This window comes from Desulfosporosinus sp. SYSU MS00001 (genome assembly GCF_049943955.1).
In the GTDB taxonomy this organism is placed as follows: Bacteria; Bacillota; Desulfitobacteriia; order Desulfitobacteriales; family Desulfitobacteriaceae; genus Desulfosporosinus.
The window spans coordinates 265,464-278,366 of record NZ_JBNFTW010000006.1 but is presented as its reverse complement, the minus strand read 5'-3'; the positions used below and the strand labels follow the sequence as shown (position 1 = coordinate 278,366).

General features: G+C 42.7%; 12 protein-coding genes. 11 read left to right on the top strand and 1 reads right to left on the bottom strand.

Annotation, left to right across the window (positions count from 1 at the left end; genetic code table 11):
• Positions 1 to 59 precede the first annotated feature (59 nt).
• Positions 60 to 674: a hypothetical protein gene (locus ACPUYX_RS13270; protein ID WP_426380108.1), complete on the bottom strand. Its 615-nt coding sequence runs from the start codon at positions 672 to 674 to the stop codon at positions 60 to 62.
• Between the two features lie 390 nt (positions 675 to 1,064).
• Here ACPUYX_RS13270 and pstS point away from each other — a divergent pair, with 390 nt between their 5' ends.
• The 11 genes from pstS to ACPUYX_RS13215 all read left to right on the top strand — a co-directional run bounded on the left by pstS (position 1,065) and on the right by ACPUYX_RS13215 (position 12,858).
• A complete protein-coding gene (pstS, locus tag ACPUYX_RS13265) occupies positions 1,065 to 2,174 on the top strand; it encodes a phosphate ABC transporter substrate-binding protein PstS (protein ID WP_426380107.1) in 1,110 nt (369 codons plus the stop codon).
• A 142-nt stretch (positions 2,175 to 2,316) separates the two neighbouring features.
• Complete coding sequence (gene pstC, locus ACPUYX_RS13260; RefSeq protein ID WP_426380106.1) at positions 2,317 to 3,264, top strand: phosphate ABC transporter permease subunit PstC; 948 nt, start codon at positions 2,317 to 2,319, stop codon at positions 3,262 to 3,264.
• On the top strand, positions 3,261 to 4,100 hold the full coding sequence (pstA, locus tag ACPUYX_RS13255; RefSeq protein WP_426380105.1) for a phosphate ABC transporter permease PstA: 840 nt from the start codon (positions 3,261 to 3,263) through the stop codon (positions 4,098 to 4,100). The genes pstC and pstA overlap by 4 nt, the downstream gene beginning before the upstream one ends.
• Before the next feature lie 12 nt (positions 4,101 to 4,112).
• Positions 4,113 to 4,865, top strand: a complete 753-nt coding sequence (pstB, locus tag ACPUYX_RS13250) for a phosphate ABC transporter ATP-binding protein PstB (protein ID WP_426380104.1) — start codon at positions 4,113 to 4,115, stop codon at positions 4,863 to 4,865.
• A gap of 16 nt (positions 4,866 to 4,881) precedes the next feature.
• A complete protein-coding gene (gene phoU / locus ACPUYX_RS13245) occupies positions 4,882 to 5,532 on the top strand; it encodes a phosphate signaling complex protein PhoU (protein WP_426380103.1) in 651 nt (216 codons plus the stop codon).
• Positions 5,533 to 5,702: 170 nt separating this feature from the next.
• Complete coding sequence (gene rimO / locus ACPUYX_RS13240; protein WP_426380102.1) at positions 5,703 to 7,040, top strand: 30S ribosomal protein S12 methylthiotransferase RimO; 1,338 nt, start codon at positions 5,703 to 5,705, stop codon at positions 7,038 to 7,040.
• Positions 7,037 to 7,594 carry a CDP-diacylglycerol--glycerol-3-phosphate 3-phosphatidyltransferase gene (gene pgsA / locus ACPUYX_RS13235; protein WP_088225358.1) on the top strand — a complete coding sequence of 186 codons (558 nt, stop codon included), beginning with the start codon at positions 7,037 to 7,039 and terminating at the stop codon, positions 7,592 to 7,594. Before rimO ends, pgsA begins: the two co-directional genes overlap by 4 nt.
• Before the next feature lie 192 nt (positions 7,595 to 7,786).
• Positions 7,787 to 8,308, top strand: coding sequence for a hypothetical protein (locus tag ACPUYX_RS13230; protein WP_426380101.1), 522 nt, complete (start codon positions 7,787 to 7,789; stop codon positions 8,306 to 8,308).
• A gap of 72 nt (positions 8,309 to 8,380) precedes the next feature.
• The gene (locus ACPUYX_RS13225) at positions 8,381 to 9,850 is read left to right on the top strand and encodes an AAA family ATPase (protein ID WP_426380100.1); all 1,470 of its coding nucleotides are present in this window, start codon (positions 8,381 to 8,383) and stop codon (positions 9,848 to 9,850) included.
• A 130-nt stretch (positions 9,851 to 9,980) separates the two neighbouring features.
• Positions 9,981 to 11,255 (top strand): competence/damage-inducible protein A, encoded by a 1,275-nt coding sequence (locus tag ACPUYX_RS13220; protein ID WP_426380099.1) that lies wholly within the window; start codon positions 9,981 to 9,983, stop codon positions 11,253 to 11,255.
• Positions 11,245 to 12,858, top strand: a complete 1,614-nt coding sequence (locus ACPUYX_RS13215; protein ID WP_426380098.1) for a DEAD/DEAH box helicase — start codon at positions 11,245 to 11,247, stop codon at positions 12,856 to 12,858. Before ACPUYX_RS13220 ends, ACPUYX_RS13215 begins: the two co-directional genes overlap by 11 nt.
• Positions 12,859 to 12,903 lie beyond the last annotated feature (45 nt).

Below are 12,903 nucleotides of genomic sequence, written 5' to 3'. Positions count from 1 at the left end.
CGAGAAAATTTTAGGGTGCCCAGACAAAAGCGGTGTGAGCAAGTTGCTCACACCGCTTTTTAGGTTAATTCTCCAAATTCATCCTGAAGAATATCCTCCACTTCCACAAGAGTGATACTGCCCAGTTCTTTTAAGTATCCCTCTTCAGACCAGGTTAAAAATGCTTCATACGTGAGGTTCGGTTGTTCATCATAATAAAATTTCAAAAAGTCAAACCATATGCCTTCGGAAGACGGTTTGGCATCGTAGCGTAAAAGAAAATATTCAGTGTCTTCGAGCGTGCTTTGAAAAAAGATGGCCTGGCCAGGTACGACAAAGGCAACCCGAGCGTCTGAATACTCTCGTCCTATAAATTGAAGGGTAAATGACTCCACTTCCAGTTGCTGATAGGCTTCTTGAATGGGGGGATCGTTTTCTTCCTGATTGGGTCTCCAAGTATATACCACTTGTGTAGAATGGTCTGCTTCCATTTGTTCGGCAATATCTTCGAGACGTCTGGAAACTTCGGAGGGCAGTGCAAACTCAGAACAAGAGTTGGAACGACAATGATAGACAGGAACATTTTCTATGTAACCAACACCATGGGCTAAGTCAATTGGAATTTTTCGGGTTGTTAAATATCCCGTATCCCCACAGCCACAGGTGTCTATTGGATTAAGGGTTTGATTAAACACGCTGTACACCTCTTCTTGAATTGTATGGACTTTAACCAGACGATAATTAACAATGTTAATTATTATCATATATTACCATACTATTTATAAAAGGTTAACAAGAACCTTAACAAGAACACCTAAGCCATCGTGTTAATCCAATTTTGTCTTATATTAGTTAAGCTGTAGGGCAAACTAAAGTCGAAACAAAGAGTAATTTCGCAGGCGGGTTGGGGAATTAACATTGCTAAGATCTTACGCGAGTGACATTCCGTTAAAAGTTAACATTAACTTAACGTTCTATTCGTTTTAACATTACAATCGTTTGCTATAATCAAACCAGTTCGGAGGGATAATCAAGTTTTTGGATATATTAAGATATATTCAAATAATAAAAAGGAGGAAAAGTTAGTGATTCGTAAGACAGGTAGAATTCTAACGGCAGTTTTGACAGGAGTTCTGGCAATTTCTTTAGTGGGGTGCGGCAGCCAAAATCAAACACAATCCTCATCAGGAGCCCAACAAACATCTGACGCAGCAGTTACACTAACAGGCGCCGGAAGTACTTTCGTACAGCCTCTTTTGCTGCAACAAGTTGCCGAATATCAAAAAAGCCACTCAAACGTGACTATCAACTATCAAGGTGGTGGAAGCGGCTTTGGAATCCAACATCTGTCAGACCAAACAATTGACTTTGGAGCAACGGATGCCTTTATGACAGACGATCAACTGAGTAAAGCTCAAGGTGGTAAAGTTCTTCAGTTACCAGTTGCTTTAGGCGCTGTAACACTTTCTTATAATGTTCCGGGGATCCCTGAACATATTAAAATTAGTCCCGAAAATTTAGCCAATATCTATTTTGGTAAAATTAAAAACTGGAATGATCCTGCTCTTGCTAAGGACAACCCGGATGTGAAATTCCCAGACCTAGCCATCATACCAATTCACCGTTCTGAAGGCAGTGGAACAACTTCAATTTTCACACATTATTTAAGTGCTATCAGCCCGGATTGGAATAGTCAAGTTGGCAGCGGAACATCCGTCAATTGGCCGAATCCAACAGGAAAAGCTCTCGGAGCTAAAGGAAATCCTGGTGTTGCTGGAGCGGTAAAAAGCACTTCGGGTGCCATTGGATACATTGAATTAGCCTATGCACTGCAAAACAAAATCCCCTACGCTTATATGCTTAACAAAGACGGCAAATGGGTATTGCCTTCTTTAGAAGGTGCCTCTGCAGATGCTGCTTCTTTCCAAGTCCCGGATGATATGCGCGTGAATATTGTCAATGGTCCTGGCGCTGAAGCTTACCCAATCTCCGGATTCTCCTGGGCCCTTATCTACCAAAATCAAACAGATAAAGCTAAAGGAACTGCCATGGTTAATTTCCTTAACTGGGCTTTACACGATGGGCAAAAACTTGCTCCCAGCCTCTCTTATGTACCACTGCCAGACAACTTGACTGCACGTGAAACTGCAATGCTGAAAACGGTTACTTCTGGCGGGCAACCTCTCTTGAAATAATTTCAAGTAATGATGAAGATGATGAAAACTTTAAAGAAATCATTAGAAATAGAATGCCAAACTACTAGATATTAAGAGGAAAAGCTCAGCATGACGCTGGGCTATTTCCTCTGTTAGATAAAATGATGGAAGGATGCGGGCAGTGAGTACAGATAATAATCGCTTATATGAATCGATGGGAGACAAAACCCTACGTTATGTCACCTTGCTGATGGCTATCCTGGTCGTGATTTTGATGGTTTGGATAGGATGGCAAATGTTTTCCTCGTCACAAGAGAGCATTCAGCATTTCGGTTGGGCCTTTATTACAAGCAGAGTGTGGGACCCGGTTCATCACGTTTTTGGTGCTTTGCCTTTTATTTATGGAACTATAGTGACTTCGGTTGTTGCTCTAATTATCGCTGCTCCTATTGGTATCAGCGTGGCAATTTTCTTAAATGAAATGGCTCCTTCAACTATTCGCAAAGTCGTTGCTTTTTTAGTTGAACTTTTGGCAGCAATTCCAAGCGTTGTCTATGGGTTATGGGGCATTTTTGTTCTTGCGCCGGTGCTGAGACAATCGGTAGAACCCTGGTTGACGAAATGGTTTGGCTTTATACCGTGGTTTAAAGGTGCTCCGGTAGGGTTTGATATGTTCGGCGGAGGAATAATTCTAGCAATCATGATTTTGCCAACAATTACTTCCATTTCTCGAGAAGTTATGGCGGCGGTGCCTATCGCCCATAGAGAAGCCGCCTTGGCCTTAGGCGCAACGAAATGGGAGATGATTCGCATATCGGTGCTTTCCTATTCTAAGTCAGGGATTCTGGGAAGCATTATGTTGGGCTTGGGCCGTGCCCTTGGAGAGACTATGGCTGTGACTATGGTTATTGGAAATATGCCTAAAATATCGTCGTCCTTGTTCTCATCGGCCTACTCCATGGCTGCCGTAATTGCCAATGAATTTACGGAAGCAACTTATAGCTTATATCTAAGCTCTTGCATCGAGATTGGACTTATTCTCTTCGGCATAACACTGCTCCTTAATATTTTGGCTCGTCTCTTAGTATGGTCAGTTGCCCGTGGACCGAAGGGAGGACATTTAGTATGATTAATGCCCGACGGAATTTTGTCAATAAATTGATGTTAGGGATCTTTGCGGCAGCAACTTTTCTGGCACTCGTCCCCTTATTTGCTTTGCTGGGGTACGTCATCAAAAATGGAATTACCTCCTTAAATCTTGATTTCTTCATTAAACTGCCCGCAGTTATGGGAATGACGGGCGGAGGAATGGCCAATGCCATTGAAGGAACATTGATTTTAATTGCCATAGCGAGTATTATCGGCATTCCGATAGGAATTTTGGTTGCCATTTATTTGACCGAATACGATCGCTATAGTTGGTTGAGCACGACAGTGCGTTTTACCACTGATGTCTTAACTGGGATACCTTCAATTATTATTGGGATTGTTGTCAGTATGGCAATAGTTTCTAAAACAAAGCATTTCTCGGCCTTTGCCGGGGGAGTTGCCTTAGCAGTTATTATGATTCCCTTGGTCATCCGCTCAACGGAAGAAATGCTAAAATTGGTGCCGCATGCTATACGTGAAGCCGGTTATGCCTTGGGTATTTCTCAACGGCGGATCATCCTGAATATTGTGTTACCGACAGCGGCTAAAGGTATTATAACTGGTGCAATGCTGGCAGTTGCTCGTGTTTCCGGAGAGACTGCGCCGCTGCTTTTTACGGCTTTAGGCAATCAATATTGGACTCATTCTCTCTTTAAGGATCCTATTGCTTCATTACCGGTTCAAATTTATACCTATGCCACATCACCCTATGATGAGTGGCATAGACAAGCTTGGGCGGGGTCTCTTGTCTTAATTGCCATTATACTTTGTCTGAATTTGATTGCACGCTTTGCCTTTCGATCGAGGAGTAACTAGGAGGGGTTAGAAATGGGTCAGAATTTAAGTATTCGTCAGCTTGAAGCTTGGTATGGGACAAATCAAACCCTTAAGGGAATTAACATGGAAATCGCAGCCAATCAGGTTACTGCGATTATCGGACCATCCGGATGCGGCAAATCAACGTTCGTTCGATGTATCAACCGCATGCATGAGACATTGCCAGGTTCAAAGGTTAAAGGGGAAATTATTCTCAACGGAGAGAGTATCTATGGTCAAGATCCGGTTTCTTTACGAAAAACGGTTGGGATGGTTTTTCAAAAGCCTAATCCGTTTCCATCTATGACCATCTTTGAAAATGTTGTAGCAGGCGTAAAACTCAATGGAATGAGAAACAAACAGAATTTGCAAGCTATTGCCGAAAAAAGCCTGCGTATGGCTGCCTTATGGGATGAAGTGAAAGATCGTCTTAATTATTCAGGCATGAGTTTGTCGGGCGGACAACAACAGCGCCTTTGTATCGCCAGGGCTCTAGCTGTTGAACCATCAGTATTGCTTATGGACGAACCCGCTTCTGCCCTTGATCCTATTGCCACCATGCGGATCGAAGAATTAGTTGGTCAGCTCAAATCCGAGTATACCATTGTCATAGTAACGCATAATATGCAACAGGCCGCACGGATCGCCGATACAACTGCCTTCTTTCTTAACGGAGAACTTGTAGAGCACGGACCAACTTCAGAAATATTCACCAATCCGCGCGACAAACGGACTGAAGATTATATTACTGGGCGTTTCGGATGATGAGGGAGGAAAATTAATGCGTCAGACACTTAATGAAGGTCAGCAGGTTCTGACCACCTTACTTAAAGAAATGGGTAAGGAAGTCACTAGAATATTGCAAGGGAGTATGAAGGCCCTATATTCTCTTGATCGAACACAAGCGGAATATTGGATCTCAGAGGACCAGAAAGTCAATGACTATGAGCGTCAGGTGGATGATGAGTGCGTACTCTTGATTGCAACACAGCAACCTGTGGCCAAGGATTTACGGAAAATCATTTCAGCAATGAAAATATCGACGGATCTTGAACGAATGGCAGATTTAGCTATTGATATCGCTAAAATCGTGCGCAGAATCGAAGGACCTTTATGTAAACCCCTTATTGACATACCCCGTATGGCTGAAGAAGCACTGAAAATGATGCGTCAAGGTTTGGAAGCTTATAGTCGTGAAGATATGGTACTAGCTCAAAAACTTGCTGAACTTGATGATGGAGTCGATCATCTCTATAACCAAGTTGTTCGGGACTTATTGGTTATCATGACCCAGGAACCCAATAACCTGGATCAGGGGATGCACTTAACGTTCGTCGCTAGATATTTAGAGAGAATTGCCGATCATGCTACAAACATTGGAGAAAATGTTATTTATATAGCGACTGCCGAGCGCAAAGATTTGAATTTCTAAATAATCCCATATTAAATAATTAAATATACTAAAGGAGCTTTAGTTAAGAATTGGCTAAGGCCCCTTTTTTTATTGGAATTCAAGAGAAGTTATTATGGATAATAATTTTTGACCTTGTCGAAGTGTTGGTTTATACTAAGAAAGGTAAAACAGTGATATGAGGTGTAACCTTGACAAAGAAAGTTGCAGTTGTTACTTTGGGCTGCCCAAAAAATCAAGTTGACAGTGAAATCATGACAGGCTTTTTAGCCCAAAATTATACACTGACAGATGATCCCCAAACGGCAGATATCATAGTCGTTAATACATGTACATTTATTGAATCGGCTAAGGAAGAATCGATTGAAACAATATTTGAAATGGCAAATTATAAGAATTCGGCTCAATGTCATACCTTAATAGCTGCCGGTTGCTTGGCTCAACGATACGGTTCCGAATTAATGCAGGAAATTCCAGAACTTGATGGAGTATTAGGAACTGGAAATGTTGATGAAATCACAGCGCTTGTTCAGGCGGCTGAAGAAAAACGAATCAATCTCGTAAAAAAAGAAACTCCTGACTTCCTCTACAATGACTTAATGCCAAGAAAACGTTCCACTCCTGATTATTTAGCCTATGTTAAAATTGCTGAAGGCTGTGATAATTACTGTACGTATTGTGTTATTCCCCATGTACGCGGCCGCTTTCGCAGCCGATCAGAAGAATCAATAATTCGTGAAGTTCAAGGGATGGCTGCTCAGGGAGTTAAAGAAATAATGGTCATGGCCCAGGACACAACACGTTATGGACAAGACTTAGAGGGGAAATTAATCCTACCGCGACTGCTTCGCCAACTCGCTCAAATTGAAGGCATAGAATGGATTCGGCTAATGTATTGTTACCCCGAACGATTCACCGACGAACTCATTGAAACCATGAGTCAGGAGGCGAAACTATGTAAATACATCGATTTGCCCTTGCAGCATGCCAATAATAAAATCCTCAAAGAAATGAATCGACAAGGAACCATTGAACAGGCCGAAGCCTTAATTAGGAAACTACGGTCGGCTATACCGGATCTTACGCTTCGGACAACGATGATTACCGGGTTTCCAGGAGAAACTGAAGAAGAATTTGCAGCATTGGCCGAATTTATTCAACGAGTACAGTTCGATCGATTAGGTGTATTTGCTTATTCTCAGGAAGAGAATACGCCTGCCGGACAGAGAGAGGATCAAATTCCGACCGAAGTCCGCGAGCAACGCCGTGATCAACTGATGCAGATCCAACAAAAGATATCCTGGCAGAGACAACAGCGATGGGTTAACAAGATTGTGACTGTATTGTTGGAGCAGAAACTTGCTGACGGACGTTGGCTGGCCAGAACGGAAGGTGATGCTCCGGAAATTGACGGTCAGGTATATATTAACAGAACGACTAAGGAAACGTCACTTCAGGTAGGGGACATGATTAAAGTTCGCATTCTTGAGGCAGATAGTTATGATTTAATAGGAGAGGTTGCTTCATGAATTTACCCAATCGATTAACATTAGCGCGCATTATTTTAATACCGGTGTTCATGGCCTTTCTGCTTCTCCAAGTGCCTAAAGGTCAGACTCTTTTTCCTCATCAAGAAGTGGTGGCGGCAATTATTTTTATTTTAGCTTCTGCCACGGACGGTTTAGATGGGCATATTGCACGTAAACGTCACCAGGTTACGAATCTGGGGAAATTTATGGACCCGTTGGCGGATAAACTACTCGTATCTGCTGCCTTGGTTTCTTTGGTTGAACTTGGTCAGGTTAATGCTTGGGTGGCATGGATTGTTTTAGCCAGGGAGTTTGCTGTTACAGGTCTCCGTGCTATCGCCGCAGTGGATAGAGTTGTAATAAGTGCCAGTAAACTTGGTAAAATTAAAACGATCACTCAAGTTGTTGCTATTTCCGCTATGTTGCTCCATGATTGGCCATTTTCACTCATAGGATTACACATCGGTCAGCCATTGCTCTATATTGCTGTGTTTTTCACAGTGATTTCGGGTCTCGATTATTTATTAAAATCTCGTAAGTTGTTACATAAATAATTATATCCTGTTTTGAAGATTTAATTAAAAATTGTTAAGGGAGAGCTTTCAATGCAAGAAAGCTCTCCCTTAGCAATTGGGAATTTTAACACAAATTACCTTGGCAGGATAAATCTTTAATTTCTATATGATATACTGCATGCTATAATGATGATATAGCAAATAGTATTGCATATGGAGGACGATGCGTGTATGACAAAACAGCGAGTATTAGTGATAAGCCTTGTTGGAGTTATAATATTCGGCTTGCTTCTAGGTGGAAAAGTTCTTTACCAAAAGAAGTGGGTAGATTCATCAGTCTCAGCTCAAAGTCAAAAAATATCCGGAATAACGTCAGTTAAAACTGTCCAGGTCAATGGTCAAGCAGAGTTAGATGTTGAGACTAACCATATATCAGATTTGCGTCAAGTAAGCTTGGCCATAGAAAATATTGTAGGTAAAGAACCTATTCGCTTTATTGATCATAGAAATGCTTCCTTGACAACGTTATTTGAGCAAATGCAATTTGCAATTCAAGAAGGAATTACCCGTGGGAATTTTACCGAGATGGAACAAAGAATTCAAACATTGGCTCAAAAAGCGGGTGTTCAAGTCAAATTGCAAATGGACAGTGATGCTATTTATATTGTGTTAGATCAAGAAAATGCTCAACTGATTGAAGTGATTGAACGAAATGGTCAAGGGCAGTTTCTGACAAGCAAGGAGTTAAGTTAACGCCATTTATGGCCTTAGATGTGAATTTGTGAATTATTAAAGCAAGCATTATCTTCATGAGGAGGGGACTGTGTGAAACGAGATATCCTTATTGGTTTGGGATTGGGTGTTTTTGCCTTTTTACTGGTTATGGGCTATAACGTCTTGCCCATTGCCATGTTATGTTTGGCGGCTTATTTTTTATGGACCTTTGTGATTTCGCGTCAAGTTCTGAAAACCGGTAATGGTGAGACTATTACTTCCACTACGGTTAACTTTGAAGATATTGGCGGACAAGCAATTGCTAAAAAGGAACTCCAGGAGGCTTTGGATTTTCTTCGTTACTCCGACCGAATGAAAGCTTTAGGAATTCGTCCTTTGAAAGGAATCTTATTATCAGGGCCAACGGGGACAGGAAAAACCTTATTAGCGAAAGCCGCAGCTAAATACACAGATTCTTCATTTCTATCGGTTTCTGGCAGCGAGTTTGTGGAAATGTACGCAGGTGTCGGTGCGGAAAGGGTTAGAAGTCTATTTCGGCGGGCCAGAGAAATGGTAAAACGTGAGAAAAAGTCCAGCGCTATTATTTTCATTGACGAAATGGATATTTTAGGTGCCAAGCGAGGAAGTAATGTTTCTCATCATGAATATGATCAAACGTTAAACCAGTTGCTTATTGAAATGGATGGTTTAAAGACTGAGCAGGGACCAAATATTTTGGTGATGGCTGCAACGAATCGACCGGAAGCATTAGATCCGGCAATACTTCGACCAGGACGTTTTGACCGTCAAGTAAAAGTCGATCTTCCTGATAAAGAAGGAAGAGTGGCGATTCTGGAAATTCACACCAAGAACAAACCTCTGTCTCCTGATGTCGATTTGGAAGCGATTGCCCATGAAACCTTTGGCTTTTCGGGGGCACATTTGGAAAGTGTCACCAATGAAGCTGCTATTTTTGCTCTGCGGGATCAGGCAAAGGAAATTACAGCCCGACATTTTCATGAGGCTGTTGAAAAGGTTATGCTCGGTGAGAAGCTTGACCGGAAACCAACGGCTGAAGAACTGCGCCGCATCGCAATTCATGAAAGCGGACATGCTATGCTGGCTGAATCTGTTCGGCCAAACTCAGTTTCTCAGGTATCAATACGTTCAAGAGGAAACGCTTTGGGGTATGTTCGTCATTATCCCAAGGATGATCTCTATCTCTATACACAGGCTATGCTGGAAGAACAGATTATGGTCGCTTTGGCCGGCGCTTTGGCTGAAGAGGAATGCCTGGGGAATCGGAGTACAGGGGCTGCCGGGGATTACGAACAAGCCTTGAATCTCGTGGAAAAAATGCTCCAAGCCGGTATGTCTACTTTGGGAGTGACGGACGTTTCTTTATTGAGTGCCGAACAACGACAACCCGTTACCAAAGATATTCTTGCCGAACTCGAAAATCGTACAAAACAGATTATTCTCCAAAAAAAGGACATTTTGCTGCAGCTTTCTGATATTTTGCAGGAAGAAGAAAGTCTAAGCGGGGATACGTTGAGAACGTATTTGCAAAACGTCGCCTAGTTAATTGAACCTCACTTGAGGTTCTTTTTTTTTGCTTAGGAAGGATAAGCAAATGCAAGGTGAGAAATAACTAAGCAAGCATGAGATAGTGCGTATATTTGCGTTGATAATAGGAGAGTGATAGAATAGTATGAAAGCTGAAATTGTAGCTACTGGGACGGAGTTGTTACTTGGAGAGACTCTAAATACAAGTGCTCACTACTTAACAGGAAAACTTTCCTCATTAGGCATCGAGGTAGACTATCATACGACGGTTGGAGATAATTCAGAGCGATTAGAGCAAGTTTTACGTCAGGCAATTGACCGTTCAGACCTTCTTGTTACCACCGGCGGTCTGGGACCCACAGCGGATGATTTGACGAAGGAGCTTGTTGCTAAGGTCTTGAATTTAGAAATGGAGTTCGACCAAAGTAGTTTAAACAACATCAAGGAGTTCTTTGGCCGACGAAAAGCTCCAATGCCTTCTAGTAATGAGAAACAAGCCTATTTCCCCAAAGGCTCAAAGATATTGCCCAATCCTATCGGAACAGCACCCGGAGCAATCATTGAAAAAGACGGAAAGACGGTTATTATATTACCTGGACCTCCTTTTGAAATGCAGCCAATGTTTGAACATTATGCTTTACCTGAATTACAGCGAATTATCGGGCCAGATTCTGAACGGATGAATGAACGTGTTTTAAAAGTTTTTGGTATCGGTGAATCTGCCATAGAGGAAGTGCTGAATGATCTCATGCATCTTCCTAAGCTGTCGATGGCTTTACTAGCTAAGCGGGCGGAGATGCATATCCGTTTAGTCACCAGAGGTACGGAAGCAACATCACAGGAGGCGCTGGACTCTTTAAATCAAACCGAGGATGAAATTCGAAAGCGTCTCGGTGACAAGATATTTGGCCGCGATCAGGAAACCATGATAGGGATTGTAGGGCAAACTTTAAAAAAGAATCATTTGACCATTTCTACTGCCGAGTCTTGCACTGGGGGCTTACTTGGTGCGGCCTTAACTCAAGAACCAGGCAGTTCTGAGTTCTACCTGGGAGGGGTTGTAAGCTATTCGAATTCCTTAAAGCAACAACTATTGGGAGTCAATGAAAAGACTCTTCAGGAATTCGGGGCAGTAAGCGAAGAAGCTGCCAGAGAAATGGCCGAAGGAATTCGGCGAAAATCGGGATCGGATCTTGCCATCTCAGCCACCGGTATTGCTGGCCCGGATGGAGGCAGTGACCTGAAACCCGTGGGGTTGGTTTATATTGGATTTGCTTCAGCGGAGAAAGTTTATGCTAAAAAGTTTCAGTTTTATGGAGAACGGGAATCTGTGCGCCAATTGACTGTCCAGGCAGCCCTCAATGAGATAAGGCAACAGATGTTGAACAAGGAAAGGGGATTACACATAGGTGATGGTTGAACGTTTACAATCGTTTGGTGATATTCAGTTAAGCAAGCAAATACTACAAGGTTTGTCTGAAATGGGGTTTGAAGAGCCTTCGCCAATTCAACAACAGGCAATTCCAGTGGCTTTGGAAGATGCCGATATTATTGGGCAGGCTCAGACCGGAACAGGGAAAACCGCTGCCTTTGGGATTCCGATTACCGAAAAAATCAATGCAAAATTTCAAGCCGTACAGGCTCTTATAGTGACTCCGACTCGTGAACTCGCTATTCAGGTGGCTCAGGAGATGGCAAAAATTGGCAAATACAAACATGTTAAGCCTTTGCCAATTTATGGCGGTCAGCCCATTGATCGTCAAATTCGCGCTTTGCGTATGGGATACCAAGTTGTTGTTGGAACCCCTGGAAGGTTGTTGGACCATCTGAATCGAGGTACTCTGCGGTTACAGCATGTTAAGATGGTCGTTTTAGATGAAGCGGATGAAATGCTCGATATGGGGTTCGTGGAGGATATCGAAGGACTTTTAAAAGCAGTGCCCGAAGAAGGCCGCCAGGTTATGCTTTTTTCAGCAACGATGCCACAGGCGATTCGCAAGTTAGCACAGACTTATATGAAGAATCCTCGATCCGTGACGGTTAGCAGAGATGAATTAACAGTTCCCCTCATTGAACAGGTTTTTTATGAAACGAGAGAAAGTAAAAAAGTTGATGCTTTGTGTCGGATTATCGATATGGAGGATATAGGACAAGGAATTACCTTTTGTCGAACAAAACGAGGAGTTGATGAACTCGTCGTAGCGCTTGAAGCACGGGGATATTTTGCGGATGCTCTCCATGGTGATTTAAGCCAGCAGCAGCGGGATCGGGTCATGAAGCGTTTTCGTGACGGCAAAACGGAAATGTTAGTTGCTACTGATGTTGCAGCCAGAGGCATTGACATTAGCAATTTGACCCATGTTATTAACTTCGACATTCCCCAAGATCCTGTGTCCTATGTGCACAGAATTGGACGTACAGGACGAGTCGGCCGACGCGGGCAGGCTATAACCTTGATCTCTCCCAAGGAATATCGTCAGCTTCGTCTTATTGAAAATTTGATTAAAACCAGAATACGCCGCCGGGAACTCCCTTCCTTAGCCGATATTAGCGAACGACAAGCGGAAAATCTGAAGAATCAATTGGTTAAATTGATTCAAAGCGATCGCTTAGGAAATTATCGAGCCATTGTCGGAGATCTGCTTGAAGAATACGATTCAACGGATGTTGCGGCAGCGGCGTTAAAGTTTGCCGTTGAGGGAGCTAATTCTGAAGACCGCATAGACGATAATGATCCGGACGTTAATCACTTTGGAAACACCGGAGCAGCGTCGGGTATGGTGAGATTCTTTATGAATATAGGCAGAGTCCAGCAAATTCGTCCTCAGGACATCATACGCTGGATTGCTGAAGAAAGCGGAATCCCGGGAAATATTATTGGAATGATTAATATTTACGACAAATTTACCTTTGTTGAAGTTCCTGAAGAATATGCTTCAAGGGTTTTAAGCTGCATGCATCAGGCTATGATTAAAGGACGAAGAGTTAGTGTTGAACCGGCAAAAGCACGTGAAAACACCTGATTTTCAGTTGAGCATTAATACTATAAAGAAAACCCGGCTCCGCCG